Annotated in this window: 27 protein-coding genes; 7 read left to right on the top strand and 20 right to left on the bottom strand. The window is 40.1% G+C overall.

Annotation, left to right across the window (positions count from 1 at the left end; all coding sequences use genetic code 11):
• Positions 1–24: 24 nt before the first annotated feature.
• The gene (locus CHI10_RS09620; RefSeq protein WP_048010632.1) at positions 25–270 is read right to left on the bottom strand and encodes a hypothetical protein; all 246 of its coding nucleotides are present in this window, start codon (positions 268–270) and stop codon (positions 25–27) included.
• Between the two features lie 274 nt (positions 271–544).
• Here CHI10_RS09620 and CHI10_RS09615 point away from each other — a divergent pair, with 274 nt between their 5' ends.
• Positions 545–931 (top strand): NUDIX hydrolase, encoded by a 387-nt coding sequence (locus tag CHI10_RS09615; protein ID WP_095244083.1) that lies wholly within the window; start codon positions 545–547, stop codon positions 929–931.
• A 49-nt stretch (positions 932–980) separates the two neighbouring features.
• On the opposite strand, the gene lpdA is transcribed toward CHI10_RS09615, so the two are convergent.
• The 5 genes from lpdA to CHI10_RS09585 form a co-directional block, all read right to left on the bottom strand.
• On the bottom strand, positions 981–2,390 hold the full coding sequence (gene lpdA / locus CHI10_RS09610) for a dihydrolipoyl dehydrogenase (RefSeq protein WP_095244082.1): 1,410 nt from the start codon (positions 2,388–2,390) through the stop codon (positions 981–983).
• A gap of 6 nt (positions 2,391–2,396) precedes the next feature.
• Positions 2,397–3,743, bottom strand: a complete 1,347-nt coding sequence (locus CHI10_RS09605) for a dihydrolipoamide acetyltransferase family protein (protein ID WP_095244081.1) — start codon at positions 3,741–3,743, stop codon at positions 2,397–2,399.
• Positions 3,744–3,827: 84 nt separating this feature from the next.
• Positions 3,828–4,805 (bottom strand): alpha-ketoacid dehydrogenase subunit beta, encoded by a 978-nt coding sequence (locus CHI10_RS09600; protein ID WP_095244080.1) that lies wholly within the window; start codon positions 4,803–4,805, stop codon positions 3,828–3,830.
• Between the two features lie 3 nt (positions 4,806–4,808).
• Complete coding sequence (pdhA, locus tag CHI10_RS09595) at positions 4,809–5,924, bottom strand: pyruvate dehydrogenase (acetyl-transferring) E1 component subunit alpha (protein ID WP_095244079.1); 1,116 nt, start codon at positions 5,922–5,924, stop codon at positions 4,809–4,811.
• A 596-nt stretch (positions 5,925–6,520) separates the two neighbouring features.
• A complete protein-coding gene (locus CHI10_RS09585; RefSeq protein ID WP_095244077.1) occupies positions 6,521–7,189 on the bottom strand; it encodes a YkyA family protein in 669 nt (222 codons plus the stop codon).
• Positions 7,190–7,452: 263 nt separating this feature from the next.
• On the opposite strand from CHI10_RS09585, the gene CHI10_RS09580 reads away from it, so the two are divergent.
• Positions 7,453–7,587 (top strand): YjcZ family sporulation protein, encoded by a 135-nt coding sequence (locus CHI10_RS09580; RefSeq protein WP_081757237.1) that lies wholly within the window; start codon positions 7,453–7,455, stop codon positions 7,585–7,587.
• A 174-nt stretch (positions 7,588–7,761) separates the two neighbouring features.
• On the top strand, positions 7,762–8,313 hold the full coding sequence (def, locus tag CHI10_RS09575) for a peptide deformylase (RefSeq protein WP_095244076.1): 552 nt from the start codon (positions 7,762–7,764) through the stop codon (positions 8,311–8,313).
• 67 nt (positions 8,314–8,380) lie between these two features.
• Here def and CHI10_RS09570 read toward each other — a convergent pair whose 3' ends face one another.
• Positions 8,381–9,157: a Cof-type HAD-IIB family hydrolase gene (locus CHI10_RS09570; RefSeq protein ID WP_095244075.1), complete on the bottom strand. Its 777-nt coding sequence runs from the start codon at positions 9,155–9,157 to the stop codon at positions 8,381–8,383.
• Between the two features lie 612 nt (positions 9,158–9,769).
• Between CHI10_RS09570 and CHI10_RS09565 the strand changes: the two genes are divergently transcribed.
• The gene (locus CHI10_RS09565; RefSeq protein WP_095244074.1) at positions 9,770–9,982 is read left to right on the top strand and encodes a DNA-dependent RNA polymerase subunit epsilon; all 213 of its coding nucleotides are present in this window, start codon (positions 9,770–9,772) and stop codon (positions 9,980–9,982) included.
• Between the two features lie 3 nt (positions 9,983–9,985).
• A complete protein-coding gene (gene rnjA, locus CHI10_RS09560; protein ID WP_095244073.1) occupies positions 9,986–11,653 on the top strand; it encodes a ribonuclease J1 in 1,668 nt (555 codons plus the stop codon).
• A 119-nt stretch (positions 11,654–11,772) separates the two neighbouring features.
• Here the strand turns inward: rnjA and CHI10_RS09555 are convergent, their stop codons facing one another.
• The 11 genes from CHI10_RS09555 to CHI10_RS09510 form a co-directional block, all read right to left on the bottom strand.
• Entirely contained in the window at positions 11,773–12,432 is a 660-nt protein-coding gene (locus CHI10_RS09555) for a potassium channel family protein (protein WP_095244072.1), read from the bottom strand.
• Between the two features lie 128 nt (positions 12,433–12,560).
• Positions 12,561–14,384, bottom strand: a complete 1,824-nt coding sequence (locus CHI10_RS09550) for an ABC transporter ATP-binding protein (protein WP_095244071.1) — start codon at positions 14,382–14,384, stop codon at positions 12,561–12,563.
• Between the two features lie 11 nt (positions 14,385–14,395).
• The gene (locus CHI10_RS09545; RefSeq protein ID WP_095244070.1) at positions 14,396–16,150 is read right to left on the bottom strand and encodes an ABC transporter ATP-binding protein; all 1,755 of its coding nucleotides are present in this window, start codon (positions 16,148–16,150) and stop codon (positions 14,396–14,398) included.
• A 235-nt stretch (positions 16,151–16,385) separates the two neighbouring features.
• Entirely contained in the window at positions 16,386–17,510 is a 1,125-nt protein-coding gene (locus CHI10_RS09540) for an N-acetyldiaminopimelate deacetylase (RefSeq protein ID WP_095244069.1), read from the bottom strand.
• Positions 17,511–17,620: 110 nt separating this feature from the next.
• The gene (gene dapD / locus CHI10_RS09535; RefSeq protein WP_095244068.1) at positions 17,621–18,331 is read right to left on the bottom strand and encodes a 2,3,4,5-tetrahydropyridine-2,6-dicarboxylate N-acetyltransferase; all 711 of its coding nucleotides are present in this window, start codon (positions 18,329–18,331) and stop codon (positions 17,621–17,623) included.
• Positions 18,332–18,432: 101 nt separating this feature from the next.
• Positions 18,433–19,317 carry a transcriptional regulator CcpC gene (locus tag CHI10_RS09530; protein WP_095244067.1) on the bottom strand — a complete coding sequence of 295 codons (885 nt, stop codon included), beginning with the start codon at positions 19,315–19,317 and terminating at the stop codon, positions 18,433–18,435.
• 144 nt (positions 19,318–19,461) lie between these two features.
• Positions 19,462–20,961: an MDR family MFS transporter gene (locus tag CHI10_RS09525; protein ID WP_095244089.1), complete on the bottom strand. Its 1,500-nt coding sequence runs from the start codon at positions 20,959–20,961 to the stop codon at positions 19,462–19,464.
• A 125-nt stretch (positions 20,962–21,086) separates the two neighbouring features.
• Positions 21,087–21,533, bottom strand: a complete 447-nt coding sequence (cbpB, locus tag CHI10_RS09520) for a cyclic-di-AMP-binding protein CbpB (RefSeq protein ID WP_095244066.1) — start codon at positions 21,531–21,533, stop codon at positions 21,087–21,089.
• 71 nt (positions 21,534–21,604) lie between these two features.
• On the bottom strand, positions 21,605–21,748 hold the full coding sequence (locus CHI10_RS22305) for a hypothetical protein (protein ID WP_095244065.1): 144 nt from the start codon (positions 21,746–21,748) through the stop codon (positions 21,605–21,607).
• Positions 21,749–21,796: 48 nt separating this feature from the next.
• Entirely contained in the window at positions 21,797–21,946 is a 150-nt protein-coding gene (locus tag CHI10_RS22300) for a hypothetical protein (RefSeq protein ID WP_179288990.1), read from the bottom strand.
• A gap of 79 nt (positions 21,947–22,025) precedes the next feature.
• Positions 22,026–22,262, bottom strand: a complete 237-nt coding sequence (locus tag CHI10_RS09510) for a YkuJ family protein (protein ID WP_035328567.1) — start codon at positions 22,260–22,262, stop codon at positions 22,026–22,028.
• Between the two features lie 183 nt (positions 22,263–22,445).
• Here CHI10_RS09510 and CHI10_RS09505 point away from each other — a divergent pair, with 183 nt between their 5' ends.
• Together CHI10_RS09505 and CHI10_RS09500 are read left to right on the top strand one after the other, a co-directional pair.
• Entirely contained in the window at positions 22,446–23,396 is a 951-nt protein-coding gene (locus CHI10_RS09505) for an MBL fold metallo-hydrolase (RefSeq protein WP_095244064.1), read from the top strand.
• A 60-nt stretch (positions 23,397–23,456) separates the two neighbouring features.
• Entirely contained in the window at positions 23,457–23,693 is a 237-nt protein-coding gene (locus tag CHI10_RS09500; protein ID WP_095244063.1) for a glutaredoxin family protein, read from the top strand.
• A 38-nt stretch (positions 23,694–23,731) separates the two neighbouring features.
• Here the strand turns inward: CHI10_RS09500 and CHI10_RS09495 are convergent, their stop codons facing one another.
• Together CHI10_RS09495 and CHI10_RS09490 are read right to left on the bottom strand one after the other, a co-directional pair.
• Positions 23,732–24,433, bottom strand: a complete 702-nt coding sequence (locus CHI10_RS09495) for a DUF3993 domain-containing protein (protein ID WP_095244062.1) — start codon at positions 24,431–24,433, stop codon at positions 23,732–23,734.
• Between the two features lie 257 nt (positions 24,434–24,690).
• The gene (locus CHI10_RS09490) at positions 24,691–24,930 is read right to left on the bottom strand and encodes a hypothetical protein (RefSeq protein WP_095244061.1); all 240 of its coding nucleotides are present in this window, start codon (positions 24,928–24,930) and stop codon (positions 24,691–24,693) included.
• Positions 24,931–24,968: the final 38 nt, after the last annotated feature.

The raw sequence follows: 24,968 nt of genomic DNA, 5'->3' as shown, positions 1-24,968 counted from the left end.
TTTTTTTGCTTGTATCTTCCCCAATTACCAATGTGTAATGTAGGACATCGCAAAATGAAAAGAAGCATATAAACTTAAGCTCATAACGGTAACCATAAATGTTTTCTTTGCTGACTTAATAACCCAATTCCCAATATTGATTGCCAAATAGAAGAAAACAAAAAACATTATAACTTTATAAACGAGCTGATCATATTTTGACAGCCACTCAATGAAAGTATATCCGCTCCAGATTAACATCTGCAGCAAAAGAGCTGTATAAATCTTCATACACTCCACCACCAAATTTTTTAATCCTTACCCGTTATTTTAATAGAAGAAACACTTGTGTTTGTAATATATGTTGAAAAGGATATTCTTATTTTTCATTTCTGTAACATTTGAATGACAAGCTAATATTTCCATTTACCATATGATAAAATACTCATAATTATTATGAATTGCTTACCTTCTGTCAAAAGGGTGGAAAATTCTCATGACTTCTATACTGTTTTTGCAGTTTTGTGTAAAAAGGTGGAATTTATTATAAAGTGAGGGCAAAAGGATGAAAGGTCTGCCATTGTTATTGATTACTGCACTCTTACTTGTCACCTCTTCATGCAATCATAAGGAAGTAAAAGAAGAGCTGAAGATAGACGACAGTGTTAAGCAGCTTATTTTTTTTACTGATAATAAACAATATGAGCAGGAAATCTCCTATTATGATGCCATCATCGAATTAAAGAGAAGCTATCCTGAACTGATTAAAGATATGAAAGTGATTACAGAAGTAGAAGCGAGTCACTTAAGCAATTATGAGGTAGAAAACTGTCCTGCCATGCTGCTGGTGTATCAGGACAAAGTTCTAGTAGAAATAAAAGGCACTGTATCTAAAGATAAGATCATTTATCCTCTCGCCAAAGCCATGGATAAAAAGATCGATAATCCGTAATCATCCACAAAAAAATCCTTCCCTGCCAGGGAAGGATTTTTTTGTATAATTATTTTACAATGTGAATTGGGCTTCCAATAGCAACTTCCGCTGCTTCCATTGTGATTTCACCCAATGTAGGATGTGCATGAATAGTCATTGCAAGATCTTCTGCAGTCATGCCTGCTTCAATTGCCAATCCAAGCTCTGCAATCATATCAGATGCACTTGCACCGGCGATTTGCGCACCAATTACAAGTCCATCCTCTTTGCGTGTAACAAGCTTTAAGAATCCATCAGTGGAATCAAGTGCAAGGGCACGGCCATTGGCTGCAAATGGGAACTTCGCTGCTGTTACTTCGATTCCTTCTTCTTTAGCCTGCTGCTCAGTATATCCAACAGACGCCAATTCAGGCTCAGAGAAAACAACCGCAGGGATAGCCAAGTAATCAATTTCTGCATTATGACCTGCAATGGCTTCAGCAGCAATCTTACCTTCGTAAGAAGCTTTATGAGCTAATTGAGGACCTTCAACAATATCACCGATCGCATAAATGTTGCTTACACTCGTCCGGCATTGTTTATCAATTTCAATAACACCGCGTTCAGTCATCTTAACGCCAGCTTGCTCTAAGCCAAGCTCGTCTGTATTTGGACGTCTTCCGACCATAACAAATACATAATCTGCATCAAGAGATTTCTCTTCGCCTTTTTCTTCAAACTTAACTGTAACTCCATTTTCATTCTCTTCAACACCTTTAGCAAATGCCTTTGTAATGAATTCAACGCCTTTTTTCTTCAGATTGCGTTTAACAAGAGATGTCATTTGCTTTTCGAAGCCGACAAGAATATCATCTGCACCCTCTAGGATCGTAACTTGTGAACCAAAGTTCGCATAAGCGCCGCCCAATTCGATTCCGATAACACCGCCGCCAATTACAACGATTTTCTCGGGAATTTCCTGAAGAGCAAGAGCGCCTGTTGAATCAAGAACACGTTTAGAGAATTTAAACGTCGGCAATTCAATAGGACGGGATCCTGTTGCAATAATTGCATTTTTGAACGTGTAAGTTTGTGCTGAATTTTCATCCATTACACGAAGGGTGTTACCATCAACAAAGTAAGCTTCACCGCGCACGATGTCAACTTTATTTCCCTTTAATAGTCCTTCAACTCCGCCTGTAAGCTTCTTGACTACACCGGATTTGAATTCTTGCACTTTTGTAAAGTCAACTTTTACGTTTTCAGCTGTAATTCCCATTACATCTGAGTGCTTAGCATTTTCGTAGCGGTGTCCTGCTGCGATTAAAGCTTTTGAAGGAATACATCCAACGTTTAAACAAACTCCGCCCATATTTGCTTTTTCTACGATCGTAACTTTTTGTCCAAGCTGTGCTGCACGAATTGCTGCAACATATCCCCCTGGACCCGCACCGATGACTATAGTATCTGTTTCGATTGGGAAATCTCCTACTACCATTTGTAATTACGCCTCCATTAACAATAGTTCTGGATCGTTCAGTAAACGCTTGATGTGATTCAATGCATTTTGTGCAGTTGCTCCATCAATAATTCTGTGGTCAAAACTTAGTGATAATGCTAATACTGGAGCAGCAACAATTTCTCCATCTTTCACCACCGGCTTTTCAGCAATGCGGCCAATTCCAAGAATGGCAACTTCAGGGTGATTGATGACAGGAGTGAACCATTGTCCGCCTGCAGAACCGATATTTGTGATTGTGCAAGAAGCACCCTTCATTTCGTCTGGAGCAAGTTTGCCGTCACGTGCTTTACCAGCCAATTCATTGATTTCATTTGAAATGGCAAATGTAGATTTGCGGTCTGCATCCTTAACAACTGGTACAAGAAGACCTTTTTCAGTGTCTGCCGCAATACCAATGTTATAGTAGTGCTTCTGGATGATTTCACCTGCTGCATCATCAATTGAAGTATTTAGCGCCGGGAATTCACGCAATGCACTTGTTAATGCTTTTACCACATAAGGAAGGAATGTAAGCTTAATTCCTTTATTCGCTGCAACTTCTTTAAACTTCTTGCGGTGTGCAACAAGTTTCGTAACATCAATTTCATCCATTAATGTAACGTGTGGAGCTGTATGCTTAGAGTTTACCATAGCTTTTGCAATAGCCTTACGGATTCCGCTCATTTTCTCGCGAGTTTCAGGATATTGTCCAGCAGGAATTGCTTGTGCAGCTGCCGGTGCAGTTTCTTTTGCTTCAGCTTGTGGAGCAGCTTCCTGTGCAGGCGCTTCATTAGCTTGAGCACCGCCATTTAAGAATGCATCTATGTCATCTTTCTGGATACGACCATTTTTGCCGCTTCCAGCTACCTGGCGAATATTTACGCCTTTATCACGAGCGTATTTTCTGACTGAAGGCATAGCAATAATGCGGCGGTTAGGATCCACATCCGTGTCAGAAATAACGACGCCTTCTTTTGGAGCCTCCTGTGCAGGAGCTTCCTCTTTCTTTACATCCTGACCAGCTTCAGCAGTAGCCTGTACCTGTGCTTCTGTTTTTTCTTCTTTAGGAGCCTCATCCTCATGGTCTCCCTTGAATTTAAGATCTTCATATCCTGGAGCATCAAAAGTGATCAAAACTTGACCTACAGTTGCCACTGTACCTTCTTCAACAAGGATTTCTTCAACTTTACCTTTAACTGGCGAAGGAATTTCTACAACCGCTTTATCATTTTGAACCTCACAAAGCACGTCATCTTCTTGTACTTCGTCACCCGGCTTTACAAACCACTTGACGATTTCACCTTCATGGATACCTTCACCGATATCAGGCAATCTAAATTGGAATGCCAATGGAATTCACCCTCCTATTATTTCAATCGTTCTAGTAAAACACGTCAGGGGGATATTTTCCCCCTTGTGTCATTAGTTATTCAATTAAAATTCAAGTACTTTTTTAGCTGTTTCAATTACATCTTTATAGTTTGGAAGCCAAACTGTTTCAGCCTGCGGGAAAGCAAATACCGTATCTGGTGCAGCTACACGCAGAACTGGTGCTTCCAGACTAAGAATTGCACGATCATTGATTTCTGCCACTACACTTGCTGCAATACCAGCTTGTTTTTGTGCTTCCTGAACAACAATCGCTCTTCCTGTCTTTTCAACAGAAGCAATAATTGTTTCAATATCAAGAGGTGCGACAGTACGCAAGTCGATAACTTCGGCAGATTTCCCTTCTTTTTCAAGTTCTTCAGCCGCTTTTAAAGACTCATGGACCATTGCCCCGTAAGTAACGATTGTCAGGTCTGAACCCTCACGTTTAACCTCTGCTTTGCCAAGCGGAATGGTATATTCCTCTTCAGGTACTTCCTGGCGGAAAGAACGATACAACTTCATATGCTCAAGGAAGATAACAGGATCGTTATCGCGGATTGCTGAGATAAGAAGCCCTTTTGCATCATAAGGAGTTGACGGAATAACAACCTTTAGTCCAGGCTGCTGCGCCATTAAACCTTCAAGGCTGTCAGCGTGCATTTCAGGAGTATGTACCCCTCCTCCGAATGGCGAACGGATCGTAACCGGTGAATTATATCTTCCGCCGGAACGGTAACGCATACGTGCCAGCTGACCGGAAATCGAATCCATTACTTCATAAACGAATCCAAAGAATTGGATCTCAGGTACCGGACGGAAGCCTTGTAAACCAAGACCGACAGCCAGACCGCCAATTCCGGATTCAGCCAGCGGTGTATCAAATACACGCTCTTCGCCAAATTCTTTTTGAAGGCCTTCGGTAGCACGGAAAACGCCGCCGTTAACGCCCACATCTTCACCGAATACCAATACATTCGGATCGTTGCGCAATTCTGTGCGAAGAGCATCAGTAATTGCCTGAATCATTGTCATTTGCGCCATGGCTTACTTCGACTCCTTTTCTTTGTATATTTCATACTGTTCTTTTAGGTTGTAAGGCATTTCTTCATACATGATGTTCATAAGGTCAGTAACTTTTTGCTTAGGTGTCTCATCAGCCTTTTTAATAGCTTCTTTAATATCTTCTTTTGCTTGTTCAATTACTTCGTTTTCCATATCTTCATTCCAGATTCCTTTGTCTTCAAGGAATTTGCGGAAACGAACAAGAGGATCTTTCTTTTCCCATTCATTATCAAGGTCAGAAGTACGGTAGCGGGTTGGATCGTCTCCAGCCATTGTGTGCGGTCCGTAACGATATGTCAGCGTTTCGATTAATGTAGGACCTTCACCATTAAGTGCACGTTCACGGGCTTCGCGAACAGCTGCATATACAGCAAGCGGATCCATGCCATCAACCTGAATTCCTGGAATACCGGCCGCCACTGCCTTTTGAGCAATTGTTTTAGCTGCTGATTGTTTTTCAACAGGAGTAGAGATTGCAAAACGGTTATTTTGCACAATAAAGATAGCAGGTGCTTTAAATGCTCCTGCAAAGTTGATGCCTTCATAGAAGTCACCTTGTGAAGCACCGCCGTCGCCAGTATAAGTGATGGCAACTTTCTTTTCGCCGCGCTTTTTCATGCCAAGGGCAACCCCTGCAGTCTGAATATATTGTGCTCCAATGATAATCTGAGGTGAAATAACATTTACACCTTCAGGCATATTTCCGCCTTCGAAGTGCCCGCGGGACCATAGGAAAGCCTGGTATAACGGAAGGCCATGCCAAATGATTTGAGGCACATCACGATAACCTGGAAGAATGAAGTCTTCCTTCTCCAGCGCAAAATGAGATGCAAGCTGAGAAGCTTCCTGTCCGGCAGTAGGAGCATAGAAGCCCAAACGGCCTTGTCTGTTAAGGGAAATAGAACGCTGATCAAGAATGCGGGTGTAAACCATGCGGCGCATTAATTCCTGAAGCTGCTCATCGCTTAAGTCAGGCATTGCTGAATCATTAACAACCTTGCCTTCTTCATTTAAAATTTGTAGAGTTTGGAACTGTTCTTCAACTGTTTCGAGCTGTTTTTTCGCATCGAATTGTGCCTTCTTTGTTTTAGAAGCCATATCAGTCACCCTTTCCTTTCATAAAAAGACGTTAATTAAGAGTTTTTATACACAAAATTTAGGTTACCCAAAACGAAGCCATATTAGATACTCTTTCAAAAAGCAAAAAAGTACTTTTCCAGGCATGTTTTTATTAGCATCTCTAAATAGCAGAACGTTCTTTTCTGCCATATGCATACTTACAACTAGTGTTCCACAGATCACTTCTAAAAAAACGTCTTTCTGTTCATCTTTAACTATCATATTCTGTATCAGTTTATTTTGCAACAAAATTGATACAGAAATACTTACGAGATTTAGTTTAATACACCTTCAGGACCTTCGTCAATTACCTTGCTTTTTGTTTTTTACAGTTACCATACTTTTTATATTCTATATCAAATTCCATAACTGTATTAACGCCTGCACCCTATCTGTATTATAAAAAACTATTATATTTTCATGTGTTATAGTAAAGAAATTTCACCTCTCATTATTTTGAAATAAAGACGCCTGCATAAATTTAAATAAGCGGATTCATAATGACCCGATGTCTCCATACGCATTAAAAGCCCAAAAATCAAAAAATGCCGCGCATTTACATGCCGGCATTAATATTATTCTTTTGTATTTATTTCGAGCCCTGCTTCTTTATAGAAATCCAGTTTTGCTTCATTATACTCTTTTGTTTTTTCATTGAAATGCTTATTTGAAGACAAGATCTTTTCATACATTTCATTTATTTCGTTAATTTGATTTTCAAGCTGCTCGAGAGTAAGGTCTTCCTTTTTAAACATTGCGTACAGCTCTTTATCCAGTTTAAGCGCTTTGGAATAGTCCTCATAAAGAGTGTCATGTATTTTATATCTTTCCATCATAATTTCTTGCAGTTTTTTAGCTTTATCTTTCAGCTTTTGACTCTCTATATCCTCTATTATAGGAGATAAAGATTCAAATTCCTTTTTGGATGCCTGGATGCTTTCCTGCTCTTTCTCCATATGATTTTTCCGCTTATCCACAATCGAGGAAGCCTCGTCAGACAGCTTCTTAATTTCCTCGAAGTCCTTCATTCCCAGGTTGATAATTTTATCGTATAATTCCTTTTCTCTTTTCTCCAGTTTTACCAGCGGTTCCTGCTGCTTTTCAAAGTCCTTTTCTTTTTCAACTACATTTTCCAGAACATCATACACTTTTTCCTCTGGTTTTGGCTTGTTCATACAGCCTGAGAGGAAGATAGCCAAGATTATAAAAACAAGCAACAGTCTGCTTTTGTTCAAAATTGACACGTTGAAACCTCCTTACTAATAACATTTTTAACTATAAAGGTACCCGCCCTGTTTGACAATAGCCCTTTGGTTTGACACTTTTCACAACAGTTCACAATTTGTCCTTTTTAGAAGTGTATTTAAAATTTATTCGCTGCATTTTTCCTTTATGACTTGGGCATAGGCCTACACCATTCATCATATAAAACATAGGCTATATTAATCGTCCGATGTGGCAAGGAAAAAAGATGGACGATAATCTTACTTTAGGGAGGTTATCCTTCATGTACGGATATGGCGGATACGGTTATGGATGCGGTTATCCAGTAGCGGGTGCCGGCTGCGGCAGAGGCTTTGCGTTAATTGTAGTATTATTCATTCTCTTAATCATAGTTGGCTGCGCTTGCTGGAAGTTTTAATTACTTGAGAAGGTGCCAAAAGCGCCTTCTCTTATTAACTTTTTTCCGCCTCTCTGATAGACTGAATATATTAATATTAACGTAAACCTGGCAAACCTTTTGCTATGCAGATGGTCTTCTTGCCAATAATTTAGCCATTTTTTTAATCTTTATTACATAGCGGGAGTGATAACCATGCTGAGCATGCAAGATATTATACGCGATGGCCACCCAACATTAAGGAAAATTGCCGCGGAAGTAAACATGCCTCCATCTCCAGTAGAAAAACAGATACTGAGGGAAATGATGGACTATGTAAAAAACAGCCAGAATCCAGAGCTTGCTGCTAAATATGGATTAAGGGCAGGCATTGGATTAGCTGCTCCTCAAATTAATATTTCCAAAAGGATGATTGCTGTCCATGTAACCTATAACGGCGAGCTGTTCAGTTATGCATTCTTCAACCCTAAGATCATCAGCCATTCTGTCCAGCGGTCTTATCTGGCTGCAGGAGAAGGCTGTCTGTCTGTTGATGAATCCATACCCGGTTTTGTGCCCAGATATTCAAAAGTTACTGTTAAAGGCATTGACCTGGATGGCAATGAAGTAAAACTCAAGCTGAAAGGTCTGCCTGCGATTGTCTTCCAGCACGAGATTGATCATTTAAACGGAATCATGTTTTATGATCACATAAACAAACAAAATCCTTTTGAGCCAATCGAAAATGCCATTGCTGTAGAACGCTAGAATGCCGATACATTCACAGCATTACAAAAGAAAGCCTCCAGCTATGAAACCGGAGGCTTTTTCGCTGCTATATTAATTCGAGCTCCTTTAATCCCTTCCAGATACCTTCCTTGTCAACTCCTGATGTTACGCGATCTGCTGCCTTCTTTACCACTTCTTCTGCGTTGCCCATTGCTATCCCTGTTCCGACAGCATTCAGCATCTCTATATCGTTAAGCCCATCTCCAAAGGCATATACATCCTTCAAATCAAATCCGAGTCTTTTAATCATTTGCTTGATCCCTTCAGCTTTAGACCCGCCAGCAGGCAATACATCTACGGAATATGGGTGCCATCTGATAAAGCCAAAGTCAGGATATGCAGATGAAGAAATATAGTTTTCCTCATCTTCTTTCTCGCAGAACAGAAGTGATTGATATAATTCCCTTCCGCTGTAAAACTCCCGGTCTTCCTCAGGAAGGGGGAACTTTAAGCTCCCCATGCTTTCCTCTATAAATGGATGATGGGATACTGAGGCTTTCATTGTTTTCTCATTCATAAACACTAATGGATGTCCGTTTGACTGTGCATGCCTATATAGCTTTTCAATTTCAGCCGTTTTTAAAGGATTACGGTATATCGGCTCGTGTTCAAATACGACATATTGGCCATTAAAGCTTACAAATGAATCAATATCTAGTTCATTGCGCAGGTTCTCATACATGAAAGGAGCTCTGCCGGTAGCAATCGCCACAAAGGTCCCGTTCTTTTTCAGCTTTTCTATTGCCTCTTTCGTACTATCCGGTAAATTTTTTTCGTGATCCAACAAGGTCCCATCTATATCAAAGAAAACAATCTTTTTCATATAAAACAATCTTCCTTTCAAGCAATATTCTGCTGGCTTTCATTACATATTTTATCGTAATAAAACACTAAACCCATAAAGTGAAAAAGTCAATTTCAATTGCTAAAAAGAATAGCATTTTCCATTTTTACCCACGATAAATTCATTTATTTTACCATATAATATAATTAAGAAAAGCGGAATCTCCTTGCCCGCAAAGGACGCAGATTAAAAAAAGCAGCCCGGTGGAGCTGAACAGCTTCAAAAAAACCACATTAATTACAAAAAACGTGTGAAAACGTCCTTGCTGCCTTTACTTTGGACAAGGATCGTTTAAAATAGAAAGTAAGGAGTTGATCCACTATGTTAAAGAAGCTGAGAAAAAAGCTTTTAAAACAGTGGAATGAAATGCTTCGAAAAAAATCTATTGCCTGACAAATTTGAGCCCTTCAAACTTGCGAAGGGCTCCTTCCTTATTGTAAATTGGTTATTAGTATACTTTTTACATAGATTCGGAAGCGTCTTGGCATTAAGAAGAATTAATATTCATATCCCGCAGGAAAAAACATGTAATACATGTTATTATTTTATATATTAGATAAAAGTTTTTTATCGGATTAAGGAGAGATAGTAATGATTTTCAAGGTATATTATCAGGATTCCAAGACAGAGGTACCGGTTAGAGAAAAAACAAAAACTATTTTTGTGGAAGGCGATTCTGAAAGAGACGTTCGCAAAAAGCTTGCTGACCGCAACTATAATATTGAATTTGTAGCATCTGTTCAGGGAGATTTCCTGGAATATGAAAAACAAAGTGAAGACTTTAAAGTATTGGAGATTGAGTAATTTATGAAATTTGTTAAAAATGATCAAACAGCCGTTTTTGCCCTGGGCGGACTTGGCGAAATCGGGAAAAACACTTACGCTGTGCAATTCCAGGATGAAATTATCCTGATTGATGCCGGAATTAAATTTCCTGAAGACGAACTTCTTGGAATCGATTATGTTATTCCTGATTACACTTATTTAGTTAAAAACGAAGATAAAATAAAAGGGTTATTTATCACTCACGGCCATGAAGACCATATTGGAGGAATTCCATATCTTCTAAGAGAAGTTAACATCCCGGTTTACGGCGGAAAACTTGCTCTGGGGCTCCTGAGAAATAAACTTGAAGAACACGGACTGTTAAGACAGACGACTCTTCATGAAATCAAGGAAGACGATATCATTAAATTCAGAAAAACATCCGTGACTTTTTTCAGAACCACTCATAGCATTCCTGATTCATATGGAATCGTTGTCAAAACACCTCCTGGACAAGTTGTTCACACCGGGGACTTCAAATTTGATTTCACCCCTGTAGGAGAGCCGGCTAACCTGACGAAAATGGCTGAAATCGGTAAAGAAGGCGTACTTTGCCTGCTTTCTGACAGCACAAACAGTGAAATACCTGAATTCACCATGTCTGAACGCAGAGTCGGCGACAGCATTCATGACATATTCAGAAAAGTCGAAGGACGGGTTATTTTTGCCACTTTCGCTTCCAACATCCACCGTCTTCAGCAGGTGACTGAAGCAGCCGTTATAAATGGCAGAAAAATTGCTGTCTTTGGCAGAAGTATGGAAGCAGCCATAAATATTGGACAGGAATTAGGATATATACAGGCACCAAAAGATACTTTTATTGATGCACATCAAATTAACAGACTTCCAGCCAACCAGGTAACAATTCTTTGTACAGGAAGCCAGGGAGAGCCGATGGCTGCCCTTTCAAGAATTGCCAATGGAACGCATCGCCAGATACAGATCATTCCTGGCGACACGGTTGTATTCTCTTCTTCACCTATTCCAGGAAACACAATTAGTGTCAGCAGAACGATTGACAGACTTTCCCGCGCAGGCGCAGAAGTCATTTATGGTAAATTAAGCGATATTCACACTTCCGGTCATGGCGGCCAGGAAGAACAGAAACTTATGCTTCGCTTAATAAAGCCAAAATTCTTCATGCCGATTCACGGTGAATACAGAATGCAGAAAATGCATGCCAAATTGGCTGTAGATTGTGGAGTTGAGGCAGAAAACTGCTTTATCATGGATAATGGTGAAGTTCTGGCTCTCAGCGATGATTCTGCTCAGGTAGCCGGAAAAATCCCGTCTGGGTCTGTTTATATTGATGGAAGCGGAATCGGTGATATCGGAAATATTGTTTTACGGGACCGCCGCATTCTTTCTGAAGAAGGTTTAGTGGTTGTCGTGGTGAGCATCAATATGAAGGATTTCAAAATTTCTGCAGGACCTGACTTAATTTCCCGCGGATTCGTCTATATGAGGGAATCCGGAGATTTAATCAATGACGCACAGTCACTCATCACAAAACACTTAAGCAAGGTTATGGAACGCAGGACAACACAATGGTCAGAAATCAAGAATGAAATTACCGACACGCTTGCACCTTTCCTTTATGAAAAAACCAAGCGCCGTCCAATGATTTTGCCGATTATCATGGAAGTTTAAAAGACCCAAGGCGTATATTCCATAACGGAAAGACCCTGTTTTACGGGATATACGGATCTATAAATATATACAGATAAAAAGGCTGTATCGCTCACATGAGCGATACAGCCTTTTTCTGATTATGACATCACTTTCTTTTCAAAGCGGTTGATATCTACGTCTGCTCCAATAACAATAAGAATATCGTCAAATTGTATTTTTTCATTCGCCTGCGGAGATACGATAATTTCATTTTTTCTTTTAATTGCTACAATGTTGATTCCGTATTTTGCCCGGATATCGAGATCAATAATACTGTGGCCGGCAAGTTTTTCATTAGCCACGATTTCTACTATGCTATGCTCATCAGAGAGCTCCAGATAATCCAGTACATTATTTGATACGATACTATGGGCAATCCTTCTGCCCATATCCCTTTCAGGATGAACAACCTGATCTGCCCCTATTTTCCTCAATACCTTAGCGTGATAATCATTTTGCGCTTTAACCGTGATCTTATTAACTCCTACCTCTTTTAAAATTAAGGTTGTCAGGATAGAGGCCTGAATATTATCGCCAATCGCCACAATAACATGGTCAAAATTACGTATTCCCAAACTCTTGATAACAGATTCGTCCGTGGTATCGCCAACTACTGCATGCGAAGCAACTCTTGCAAATTCGTTCACACGGTCTTCATTTACATCAATCGCCATAACTTCCATGCCTTCTTCAGCCAGAGTATGGCAGATGCTTCCTCCAAAACGTCCAAGTCCGATAACAGCAAATTCTTTCTTCATCCTATCTTCCTCCAGCAAAGTTAGCAATATAGACAATAATACCATAATAGCACAAACAGCAGTAAAGCTATTAGACCTTACTTCCCCTGACAAAATAAAACCTCCGCCAGGAGGTTTTATTTTGTTCATTAAATTGCTTCAAGCATATTGAATTGTGCCTTAACCAAATGAAAATATTCACCTTTTGCATTCATCAATTCGTTATGATTCCCCTGCTCTAAAATATTTCCATGATCGAGCACAAAGATTTGATCGGATTCCCGGATCGTCGACAGCCTGTGTGCGATAATTATGGCCGTTCTGCCCTTCAAAAGTGTCTTTAATGCCTGCTGGATCTTCATCTCTGTCTCTGTATCGATACTGGCAGTAGCTTCATCAAGTATAAGAATACGCGGGTCTGCAAGCAAGGCGCGGGCAAAGGAGAGCAGCTGCCTCTCTCCAACCGATAAAATATTCCCTCTCTCCTCCACTTCAGTTTCATATCCATTTGAAAGTTTATCAATGAACCCATGTGCACCGACAGCTTTGGCTGCTTCCACTACTTCTTCATCCGTTGCATCAGGCCTGCCAAAACGGATGTTATCGCAGATTGTGCCGGAAAATATGAAAGTATCCTGAAGAACGACACTGATTTGCTTGCGCAAACTTGATAAAGAAACATCCTGTAAATCATAGCCATCTATTTTTACAGTACCTCCTGTGGGATCATAAAAACGGCTGATTAAGTTCGCTATCGTTGTTTTTCCAGATCCTGTATGACCGACAAGCGCTGCTGTCTGCCCTGCTTTTATCTCAAGGGAAACTCCATTTAAGGCTGTTCTTTTTTCATCGTAAGAAAAAGTGACATTCTCAAATTCTATCTTGCCTTCTATCTCCTGCAAATTCACAGCATTTTCCCTTTCAGATACGATTGGTTTCTCATCAAGAAATTCAAAAATTCTTTCAGAGGAAGCCATACCCATGAGCAGCTGGTTATATACCATTCCAAGCCGGGAAATAGGCTCCCAAAACATCCCTAAATAAAAGGCAAAAGAAACAAATATGCCGATCGATATTGATCCGGTTTGAATCAGATGGGCCCCAAACCAAATCAGTACAGCGGTACCCAGGGCATTGGTCACTTCAACCAGCGGCCTGAACATAGCGTTTTTCTGGGAGGCAACCCTCCAGCTTTCAAAGTTCTCTGTATTCACACCATCAAAGAATGCCATATTCTCTTTTTCCTGTGTAAAAGACTGGGTAATCCTTATCCCCTGAATGCTCTCATTTAAGTGAGAATTCAATTTGGATTGTTTTAACCGGACAGTTTGCCAGGACCTGCGGATATTTCTCCGCAAACTGGTTGAAATAAAAAACATGATGGGCAGGATGATCATTATTGCCAGAGTCAGTTCAGGACTTAGTGTAAATAAAATAATAAAAATCCCTGCCAGCATGATCAAATCCATTAGAAGATTAATAACTCCATTTGTAAAAAGCTCCTGAAGCGAATTAATGTCATTCATGATTCTCACCAGTATGGAACCTGCCGAACGCTGATCAAAAAAACGATGTGAAAGCGTCTGTACGTGTGTAAATAAATGTTTTCGAAGATCATAAATAACACTTTGGCCGAGCTTATTCATCCATTTAATCCTGAAATAATTTGCAGCATATGAAATCGTGTAAAGGCCTGCAATCAAAGATACAAGGACAGCGAGCAACCGGCCGTCCTTTTCAATTAGCGCTTTATCTAATGTATACACACCGATTAGGATAGGAATGATCAGCCTGACTGCTGTATTAATTAATACCATAATAATAGAGAGCGGGAGTAAATTTTTTCTGTAAGGTTCCATATAACTGAATAAGCGCAGCATCTGCTTCCAGTTAAATGGCTTTTCGATTACTTCGTCAGCAGAGTATTGGAACCTGTTTAACACATTGTCATTTTTCGATTTATTTTTTTTCAAGGACGCACCTCCTAGCCTGCATTTGATTGGAGAACCTTATCCCGGTCCTGATATTGAATATCGTAAATCCGCTGATATGGGCCATTATTTTTTAGCAGCTTTTCATGTGTCCCTCGCTCAGCCACTTTCCCGTTCTCAAGTACAAGTATTTCATCTGCATGCTTAAGGGATGAAATCCGATGGGCAATGATAAACGTAGTTCGATCAGCCATTACTTCCTTCAAAGCTTTTTGTATTCTGAATTCGGTTTCCATATCCACAGCACTTGTTGCATCATCCAGAACTAAAATGCTGGGATCTGCACAAATTGCCCTTGCTATCGCAATCCTTTGTTTCTGGCCGCCTGATAGCCCCATGCCCCTCTCGCCAAGAACAGTATCGTATTGACCAGGAAGCTCCATGATAAATTCATGAGCCTGTGCACGTTTGGCAGCTTCAATAATTTCCTCCATGGTTGAATCAGGCTTCCCAAATGCAATATTCGCTTTAATCGAAGAAGAAAACAAAAAAGATTCCTGAAGAACAAAGCTGATGTTTCTTCTCAGAGACTGAAGAGAGTATTCCTGCACATTTACCCCATCAATCATTACATCCCCTTCAGCCGGCTCGTAAAATCTTGTCATAAGCTGCGTTAAGCTCGTTTTCCCAGATCCTGTAGAGCCGATTAACCCAATCACCTTTCCTGGCTCAGCATGAAATGAAATATCCGATAATGCTTCATTGACATCCTTGGAGTACCTCAGGGTAACATTGCGGAATTCGACATCACCATGCAAACGCTCTGCCTTTAGACATGTATCAGCATCCTCAATCTCATTATCTGCTTCCAGGATCTCAATGAGCCGCTCTCCGGAGGCTTTTGATTGTGAAAATAGGTTAACGATGAAGCCCAGGTTCATAATTGGCCACATAATATACCAGACAAGGCTATAAAAAGCGACAAGTTCCCCTGGCTTCAAACTGCCTGCCATAACAAGATATCCGCCGTAAGCCAGAAGCAGTACAACACTTAAATTGCCCAAAAACTCCATTAAGGGAAAATATTTGGCCCAAATATCAGATGTAAAAAGATATTTATCCTTATAATCACTGTTAGAGTCATTGAATTTATTAATCTCAAAATCTTCCCGGGATAATGATTTCACAGTATTAATTCCGCTTATATTCTCTTGAACCTTTGTATTCAGGTGCCCGAATGATTTTCGGATGCCCCGGAATGCGGGATGTACAGCTTTGTCAAATCTAAAGGTGACTACCGCCAGAAAAGGCAGCGTAATCAGTGTGACAATAGCCAGCGGAATAGAATAATAAAACATAACTGACATACTGATGAGGATCAATAAACCAAAACGAATGAGTTCAGAAAATCCGAATGAAAGAAAGAACCGGAATCCCTCGACATCTGCAGTCAGCCGGGACATTAAATCGCCTGTTTTGGCATTGTCATAATATCTAAAAGGCAGAAACTGCAGCTTTTCATAAAGTACATTTCTAAGCTTATAAACCGATGTGATTCCAAATAAATCACCGGTGTACTGATGAATATAAGTCGCTGCCCCCTTTACGGCCATTATGGCAATGAAACCTAAAGCCAAATATGGGATCCACCCATAATTCCCTCCAATGACCACTTCATCAATTGTCACCTGCAAGATCATTGGGTACACAACCGTTATTGCTGTCACAATAAACAGAAAAAGTATGGACCAAATAAAGTAATGTTTAAATGGCCAATAATATTGCTTTAACTTTTTAAATGTTTCCATCTGCATTCCCCCTTTTAGTTTGCGGAAAAATTAGAAAAGTTAGAACGTAATATTAAATATATCGAGTTTCGAAGTATTTTTCCACCCCTTTTTGTTTGATTTTGCACTTTTTTTGAAATCAAACAATGATTTTCCAAATATGTATGCCTCTCCATGCTGCGCGTATAAATTCCAAGCAAAAAGCTGATTTCATAGACCCTAAATGGAATCTTTGAAATCAGCTTTGTAAAGTGCCTTAACCTTTATACTTTAAATATGCTGCAATCAATTCAATTGCGGTTTCAATTGCATTTTCATTTGGATTCAGCCTGGCATGATGAAGTCCATATTCTGAATCGACCCCAAGCCAAAACATGAACCCCGGAATTTCTTCAAGCATATAGCCAAAGTCCTCACCTGTCATGGCTTCACGGCATTCAACCACGCTGATGTCTGTACTGGAACGGACAAACTCCATAAATTCTCTTGTTAAGATCTCCTCATTGTAAACCTGATGATACATGCTGCCATAGTCGATGGAAGCTTCACATTCATACCCAACTTCAATTCCTTTAACAAGTGCCTGAATTCTGCTTTTTACCTTCTTCATTGATTCAGGAGACAGAGTGCGAATGGTACCTTCAAGCCTTGCTTTTTCAGCTATGATGTTTTGAACAGTGCCACCTGTTATTTTTCCAATTGTAACGACTGCGCTGTCCAGGGGATCCACGTTCCTCGAAATGATGGATTGAAGCTGGCTGACCAGGGTACATGCTGCCACGATCATATCATTGGTATTATGCGGATATGCGGCATGTCCCCCTTTTCCCTTTAAATCAATAAATAGCTCCGACGTATTTGCAAAAAGCAAGCCTTCCCTCAATGCGATTGTTCCGACAGGATATTCCGGAGCAATATGCAGGGCCAATATCATATCAGGCTTCCATTCTTTCATTATGTCAGATTTAAGCATGGGTTCTGCCCCGCCAGGCCCTTCTTCAGCTGGCTGAAAAATAAACAGCAAATCATCGTTAATGCGTTCTTCTATGAATTTCGTTATTAAGCCAAGTGCAATTGACATATGAAAATCATGTCCACAGGCATGCATTTGCTCACTATGCTCTGATTTAAACGGCAGGCCTGTCTCCTCTGTAATTGGGAGGCCATCTATATCAGCACGATACCCGATCATCCTGGAAGGATTACTTCCGCTGATTTTTACAAAAATACCCGTTTTCCAAGTTTTAATTTCCAAATTGTCCTGAGGGAGAGAATACAGGTAATCTAACAGAAACTGCTGTGTTTTAAATTCACGGAACCCTAACTCCGGTATTTTATGCAGCTCCCGCCGTAATAAAACGAATGGATTGTTTGTGACCAAAACTAGCTTCCCCCTTGTTAAAAATGCTCTTATATATTTCTTCACACAATAGCAATCATAAATTAACCCTTTAGAAAAAGCGCGGATCGAGATCCACGCTTTTTAAACTATTATAATTGGCGAAGTTCTTGCTTAATTTCTGTTTTGGACTTAGTTTTTTCATCAATCTCTTTAATCACACGAGCTGGTGTACCTGCAACCACTGTATATGGCGGCACATCATCAATGACAATAGCACCTGCAGCAACTACAGCTCCCTTACCGACGGTTACTCCTTCGAGTACAACCGCATTGGCTCCGATAACTACATCATCTTCTACAACGACTGGTTTTGCTGAAGGAGGCTCAATAACGCCGGCCAATACAGTTCCTGCTCCAATATGACAGTTCTTGCCGACTGTAGCTCTTCCGCCAAGGACAACATTCATGTCAATCATTGTGCCTTCACCAATCACTGATCCGATATTAATGGAAGCACCCATCATGATTACAGCGTTATCGCCGATTTCTACCTGGTCACGGATGATGGCACCCGGCTCAATGCGCGCTTTAATATTTTTCATATCAAGCAATGGAATCGCTGAGTTTCTGCGGTCATTTTCAATCACGTAATCTTCAATTTTTGACTGGTTTGCTTCAATTGCCTGGCTAATTTCAGACCATTCACCAAACACAACCCCGGTGCTGCCGTTTATAAAGGCCTTTGCAGAGGCTCCGAAGTCGATTCCTTCTAATTCACCTTTAATATAAACCTTTACAGGTGTGGATTTTGTGCTGTTCTGGATAAAAGAAATAATCTCATTTGCATCCATCATTTTCATAATAAAAATCCTCCTCTATGTATAACATTACAACTAGGATTACTTTAACAAACAAAAGCGCTGAAAACAAGAAAAATAACTAGGGATAAGAAAACGGAAGATCATTGTCTTTCTTCTTCAATATGCTCCTTTATTAACTCAACAAATGCCTGCACCTGCTTGAGCTGAAAGGCAGATTCGTACCCCAGGAGCCACGTATCACGCTTAATTGGCAAATTATTTTCATCAAGCAGCGGAATCTTGAAAATATTTTTCTCTGCACCATTCAGCGTAATGGCCGGGAGAATGGCGTACCCTATTCCATTGAAAGTCATTTGCTTGCATGTTTCAATTTGGTCAACTACTATTGTCCTTTTTGGAGAAGTTTTGAACTGCCGCAGCCACCAGTCCTGAATTTCCTGATAATAGTTTGAATCACTCTTAAATTGAATAAATGGCCGGTCTGTTTCAAGAACCTGCTCCGGTCTTGTAATTTCTGTGTCAACCAGATAAAGACTGTCCTTAAATAAAGGGATTTTAATCCCTTTCCAATCCGGAGTCCCTCTGATAATTCCAATATGAACCTGATCATCATAAAGAGATTTTAATATTTCACTGCTCCAGCCGGTGATCAGAGAAATTTTCGCCTGGGGATAGCGGCTGACAAACTTTTTAAGGACCTGTGGCAGCCAATTCTGTCCGACAATTGAAGCAACTGCAATTTTTAACGTTCCATGAACCTCCGAATTGAGGGCATTAATTGACTCCCTCACTTTTTCTTCTTTGGCCAGAACTTCATTTACGAATTGAATAACAATTTCTCCTGCCGGTGTCAGAGACAGTCCCTTTTGGGAGCGGAGGAATAGCTTGTTCCCCCATTCCTTTTCAATATTCACAAGGCGCTGCGAAAGCGCCGGCTGCGATACAAATAAACGCTCAGCCGCTTTTCTCATATTCATTTCCTGTGCCAGCACCGATAAAAGATGAAATTCTGTAAGTGAAGACATAAACATCTTCCCTTCATAACTTTTTCTTATAGTATATCTTAATTACTTTTAAATTTCTTTATCATCGATGATGGTTTGGAGACAAAGTTCCAGGAGTGAAGCATAAAAAATCTCTGCACGATAAATGCAGAGATTTACATGCGCCTAATCGGCGATTTCCTTTTCATGTTTTGGCAGTGCAATGACCAATAAGAAGCTTATCACGGCAAATAAGAGTACTGCATAATACACCGAATGAAGTGAAACGGTAAGGCCATTCTGCAGAATTTCCTTTATTCCCGCATCCATGCTGTTTCTCGCATCTTCATTTAATAATACATTTGCTGAATCTAACGATAAGCTGGCGTCTATGCCTTCACCATTCTTCTGTATATATGATTTGATCTGACTGTTTAAAATTCCGCCAAGCAAGGCTGCTCCTATGGTGTTGCCCAGATTTCTCATAAACATATTGGCAGCAGTGGCAATACCCCTTTGATTCCATTCCACTGTACTCTGAATGGATACAATAAAAGCTGTAGTGGTTAAGCCCATGCCTGCCCCGACCAGAAAGCTCCCCGCTGCTGCCCATACGGGTCCCGCTTCGGGAGTGAGGGTAACAAACATAATACTCCCCGCTATCAAAAACACTCCGCCTATGACAGATGTACTTCTAAAACCAATTTTTAAAAGCAGCTTGCCTGCCGCTGCAGAAGCAATCGGCCATCCAATAGACATCGTGGTAAGTGTAAAGCCGGCTACTATCGGAGATCTTTCCATGACACCCTGTACAAATGCAGGCAGAAAACTTGAAATCCCTATAAGCATGACACCAGTGGTCAAGGAAGCCAAATTGGCAATTAATATCGGCTTCTCCTTCCATATATTAAAAGGCATCATTGGTTCTGCAGCTTTTTGTTCCTGCAGGATAAATAAAATAAAGGCAATTACACTGACCGATAATAGGCTGATGGCTTCAATGGAATTCCATGCCCAATTTGTTCCTCCCTCCACAAGCACAAACATGAGAGATGAAATGGAAACAGTTAATAGCACAGCTCCGGCATAATCGATCTGGTGTTTTTTCCTTTCCACATTTTCATGGAGGAAAAGCCACAAACCTGCAATAGCCATGATGCCAAGCGGAATATTAACCCAAAAAACATACCGCCAGCTGACGAATTCAACCAGCAGTCCGCCTATTGCCGGGCCCATGATAGCTGAAACTCCCCAAACGCTTGATAAATAACCCTGCACCTGTGCCCTTTCCTCTTTTGTATAAATATCTCCGACAATGGTTGTTGCAATCGGCATGACGGCTCCGGCACCAAAACCCTGGATTAACCTGAAAATGATCAGTGCAGTCATTGATTCCGCAAAACCGCATAAAATGGAACCAATTAAAAAGATGATAATCCCGAACGTTAAAACGGGCTTCCGCCCAAATAAGTCAGAAAGCTTGCCGTAAATCAAAACAGTCACAGCATTCATTAACAGATATGCTGAAAACACCCAGCTATATAAAGCAAATCCGCCTAAATCCCCGACAATGGCAGGCATCGCGGTTGATACTATGGTCGCCTCAATGGCCCCCATAAACATGGCAAGCATTACTGAAGCCAGCACAAAAGGCTTTTTTGTCACTTTCCTCTTACCTTGAGGCATTTTTTTATGTAAAGTTTGGCTCAAGTATTTCCCCTCCATGAATAAATCCGAAAATAACGGCCATAAACCGGTCTGAATACTCATCATTGAAAATAAAGCAAGCTCCCACTGCGGGGAGCTGATTTTTATTGTTTATTTAATCGTCTGATATGTTTGTTTAGTTGATCCAATACTGTTCTGCGGGTAAGTATTCCCTCAAAATAGCCTTCCTTGTTTTCAACACAAATAAATGGATGGTCAACTAATAGCGCGATCGATTGCTGGATAGAAGATTCAGCATCAAGCCTTGGGATATTTGCGTTCATAGCCTCTTCAACCCTTTTTTTCTCCAGCTGCTCAAACTCAATCCGCTCGAGACCAAGAATGGAATCCATAATAATGGGTGTGCTGATTAAGCCCTGCAGCTTATATTGAGGGTCCAGTACAGGAATTGCTGTATATCCGCTTTTCGTTAGTACTAAGAGGGCATGCTCAAGGCTATTGCCAACCTGCACATGTGCTACCCGTTCAGAAGGAATCATGAAATCACTAATGTTAAATTCTAAAAATTCCTCGCTATGAAGACTGATCATCACCGAAAACTCCTCAAAAATTAGTTATACTTCTTAACCATTTTATCACAGTCTTCGGCATTTTGCGCCTATTATCCTTTACTGGTTTGAATGTCTTTAACTTCATAGCCGCAGTCAGGACAGTGAAAAATAACATTTTGATTTGATTGTGCAGTTAATACAGCATCAATTTCTTTTTCTGCCCTGCAGCCCGGACATTTTACAGTTGGCATCATTCTGCTTCACCTCAATTTAGATCATATACTGCTTATTGTTCTCAATACCTAATTTTTCGAGCCTTTATTGTCTTTTAAAATTTCTTTCATTTCTTCAAGAGTTTTCCTGATCCGTATTACTTCTCTTTTTGTATTAATTAAATCTGCAAGCAAAAGCAGAACAGTAAAAAACAGCATAATCATGAGCAGGTAATACATTTCACACCTCTGGCAATTGATTTATTATAAAAGTACATATAAGAAAAGAGGCCAAGAGGCCCCTTATGTATGTGGTGAATTATTGAATCAAATCGAAAATTTCGATTGTGATCATATCAATGTTGTCGAATTGATATCTTTTTGGCTTTTCTTTATCGTTATATACTTCCAGCTCAAATGTTTCATTTTTCGGATGAAAAGTTACCTGGCATTTTCTTTCACCATTCACCTCGAAAAATCTTTGCATTGGCTCTCCGCCTGTTGCTTGTTCCTGTAAGCTTTTTAAGCGTGTTAATATACCTTGAAGCTGTGACATGCTCTCTCTCCTTTCCAAAACAAAACCCAGAATTCACATTTAGGTTTCTCTTTTGGCATGTTTCTATCCTAAAGAAATAAATTCAGAATATTCAAGCTCGATGCTTTACATACCAATATTAACAGAATAAAATATTGTAAGGTGTTTGTACAAGCAAAAGCTTTATAAAGGACGTGATTTTTTTTGGCAAAACCTGAAAAATTGGCCGAAAACCTATATTTAATTGACGATTATGACCTTTCATTGGAAAAACGTACCGGTACCTATGTTTTAACAGAACAAAAGCTGACTTTGATTGAAACCTCTGCCAGTCCCTCAATCCCCTACATTTTGGAAGGACTCAGCCAGCTTCACTTTACACCGGAGGAAGTTGATTATATCATCCTGACACATATTCATCTTGATCATGCCGGCGGCACAGGCGTATTATTAACCCATTGTCCAAACGCAAAGGTAATAGTCCACCCGAAAGGTGCCAGGCACTTAGCAGACCCTTCACGCTTGATTGCCGGTGCAAAAGCCGTTTATGGTGATCAATTCGATGGACTGTTTAATCCAATATTGCCTGTTCCAGAGGAGAAGATTATCACTAAAGAACATGAGGAAGAGCTTGAAATAGGCCCAATTTGCACTCTGAAATTTTATCATTCGCCCGGACACGCCAATCACCACTTCAGTATCTTTCACCCTGCCTTAAATGGAATGTTTACGGGAGATACTGCCGGTGTATTTTATCCGCAGTTGAAAGAGCTTGGGATTGAATTGTATCTGCCCTCGACTTCACCAAACCAATTCAGTCCAGTCAAAATGCTCGAATCCATTGACATGTACGAAAAAATGGACCTTGAATTTATTTTCTTTGGCCATTACGGCATGAGCTCAAACCCTAAAGAAGTCTACAGGCAAATAAAGGACTGGCTTAAGATTTTCACGAATGCTGGTGAAGCTTCGGTATCAGGAGGCGGTTCTATAAATCAACAGACACACGCAGCACAAGCCATCCTCGAAGAGAAAGTTAAAACTTATCTTGATGGCAAAGGCGTCCCATCTGACCATCCTGTATACGAAATTCTTTCTATAGACATCGCTGTCTGTTCGATGGGATTGATTGATTACCTGCATAAAGCAAACTGATTGCCTGCTGGATGATCCTGCTTTATGATAGAGTAACAAAAGACAGGGAGGATACAAACATTGGAAGAGATTGTTTTATATACACAGCCGGATTGTCCGCCCTGTGAAATCACAAAGATGTTTTTGAATGAGAATGGATATGCCTATACAATTAAAGACATAAAAAAAGATGCCGCTGCAAATAAAGAGCTGACAAAGCAGTTCGGCTCCTTTTCCACCCCAACTGTGGTTATCGGGGACACCGTCATTAGGGGATTTGACCTGGAAAAACTTAAATCAGCTCTGGGAAAAGAATAAAAAAAGAGCTTAAAAGCCCGTTAAGCTTTTAAGCTCTTTTAATTGGCTGCCAGCTGTCCGTTCAGATCCTGCTGTTCAAATAAACCAATTATACTTTGATTATCTGTTAAAAGCATGCTTCCTGACCGAAACATGGCATCAAATGGATTTAACAGGAATCCTAATTGATAGGAAGGCTTATTTAGCCAATTTGTATCAGGAGTTTTAAAAGAGGTTTGCTTGGCCGCTTCTTGCCCGTCCTCACCTTTGTTTATTATTTTCCCGGGAATATTTTCACCCAGGAATTTGGCGACTTTCATATTCCCGCCTCGTTCTTCCAGCAAGATTCCCTCATAATGACTCTCATAGCCCACAGGTCCTTCATGGTTTTCCTGAAAATATTCATACACATATACTTTACCGTTTTCTTCAACAACTTTTGTATTATCTGAATACGTGAAAAATGGAATGTAGTATGCGGCTGCATCTCCTCCAAGGGTAAAGTATTTGCCTTTTTCTGAAATAAGATTTTCTTTCAGAAACTGATTTTTAGCTTCTTCAAAAAAATATGGGTCAAGCAATTCTTCCACTTCATTCATGCTTCGCTCTTCCCCGCTAAGCTCAACCTGGGCTTGAAAAGCATTCTGCAGGAATTCGTATACCTCTTCTTTATTAGTATTTCCCTCCGCATAAGTATGAGAAGGAATCGCTGCGATCATGACTGCAATTGTGATAATAATTCCTGTTAGGTGCTTGTACATTCCACTCTCCCTTTCTTTATCGATCACTAAGTTTGTACCTTCAATTTTACCAGCAAATAAATTTCCTGATACTTGCTTTCGTTCTCCAAATTCTTGTGCGTTTTGACAGAAAAATTCTTTTCTTGTTAAGAATCTACCCGTATTGACAAAGAATTAACGCAGCAGATAGAAAAGCCCCAAAGTAATTTGGATGTAAATATTGTAAATTGATCAATTCCATTTTTTTCACATAAAAAAACCCCTCCAGTGGAGGGGCTTCACCAAGTCCAAGTAAGTGCAAAATAAATAATCATGACAAGTAGGATTCCAAAGCAAATGGCATAAGTTAAAAAAATAGGATTTCTAATATATGCATGCTTTTGAACATTATCCGGCAGTTCTGAATCGATATCGCCCTTTACTGCCTTTCGTTCTTTTCCAATAAACAAAGTGTAAACTAAGGAATATACAAGTATCCCAAGTCCGATCAGTAGTATGATCAATGTGTACATGCTCATGGTTAATCTCTCCTTGAGGAAAGTTCTACACTTACAAT

The sequence above is a fragment of the Bacillus sp. 7894-2 genome (assembly GCF_002272225.1).
Classification (GTDB): domain Bacteria; phylum Bacillota; class Bacilli; order Bacillales; family Cytobacillaceae; genus Cytobacillus.
Note: the sequence above shows the minus strand (reverse complement) of the source record. Positions and strands in the feature narration are given on the sequence as shown.

Bases quoted from the DNA above. Each gene is read 5' to 3' on its own strand.
- CHI10_RS09620 (WP_048010632.1), bottom strand. From the start codon at position 270: ATGAAGATTTATACAGCTCTTTTGCTGCAGATGTTAATCTGGAGCGGA.
- CHI10_RS09615 (WP_095244083.1), top strand. From the start codon at position 545: ATGAAAGGTCTGCCATTGTTATTGATTACTGCACTCTTACTTGTCACC.
- lpdA (WP_095244082.1), bottom strand. From the start codon at position 2,390: ATGGTAGTAGGAGATTTCCCAATCGAAACAGATACTATAGTCATCGGT.
- CHI10_RS09600 (WP_095244080.1), bottom strand. From the start codon at position 4,805: ATGGCGCAAATGACAATGATTCAGGCAATTACTGATGCTCTTCGCACA.
- pdhA (WP_095244079.1), bottom strand. From the start codon at position 5,924: ATGGCTTCTAAAACAAAGAAGGCACAATTCGATGCGAAAAAACAGCTC.
- CHI10_RS09580 (WP_081757237.1), top strand. From the start codon at position 7,453: ATGTACGGATATGGCGGATACGGTTATGGATGCGGTTATCCAGTAGCG.
- def (WP_095244076.1), top strand. From the start codon at position 7,762: ATGCTGAGCATGCAAGATATTATACGCGATGGCCACCCAACATTAAGG.
- CHI10_RS09570 (WP_095244075.1), bottom strand. From the start codon at position 9,157: ATGAAAAAGATTGTTTTCTTTGATATAGATGGGACCTTGTTGGATCAC.
- CHI10_RS09565 (WP_095244074.1), top strand. From the start codon at position 9,770: ATGATTTTCAAGGTATATTATCAGGATTCCAAGACAGAGGTACCGGTT.
- rnjA (WP_095244073.1), top strand. From the start codon at position 9,986: ATGAAATTTGTTAAAAATGATCAAACAGCCGTTTTTGCCCTGGGCGGA.
- CHI10_RS09555 (WP_095244072.1), bottom strand. From the start codon at position 12,432: ATGAAGAAAGAATTTGCTGTTATCGGACTTGGACGTTTTGGAGGAAGC.
- CHI10_RS09545 (WP_095244070.1), bottom strand. From the start codon at position 16,150: ATGGAAACATTTAAAAAGTTAAAGCAATATTATTGGCCATTTAAACAT.
- dapD (WP_095244068.1), bottom strand. From the start codon at position 18,331: ATGAAAATGATGGATGCAAATGAGATTATTTCTTTTATCCAGAACAGC.
- CHI10_RS09530 (WP_095244067.1), bottom strand. From the start codon at position 19,317: ATGTCTTCACTTACAGAATTTCATCTTTTATCGGTGCTGGCACAGGAA.
- CHI10_RS09525 (WP_095244089.1), bottom strand. From the start codon at position 20,961: ATGCCTCAAGGTAAGAGGAAAGTGACAAAAAAGCCTTTTGTGCTGGCT.
- cbpB (WP_095244066.1), bottom strand. From the start codon at position 21,533: ATGATCAGTCTTCATAGCGAGGAATTTTTAGAATTTAACATTAGTGAT.
- CHI10_RS22305 (WP_095244065.1), bottom strand. From the start codon at position 21,748: ATGATGCCAACTGTAAAATGTCCGGGCTGCAGGGCAGAAAAAGAAATT.
- CHI10_RS22300 (WP_179288990.1), bottom strand. From the start codon at position 21,946: ATGTATTACCTGCTCATGATTATGCTGTTTTTTACTGTTCTGCTTTTG.
- CHI10_RS09510 (WP_035328567.1), bottom strand. From the start codon at position 22,262: ATGTCACAGCTTCAAGGTATATTAACACGCTTAAAAAGCTTACAGGAA.
- CHI10_RS09495 (WP_095244062.1), bottom strand. From the start codon at position 24,433: ATGTACAAGCACCTAACAGGAATTATTATCACAATTGCAGTCATGATC.
- CHI10_RS09490 (WP_095244061.1), bottom strand. From the start codon at position 24,930: ATGAGCATGTACACATTGATCATACTACTGATCGGACTTGGGATACTT.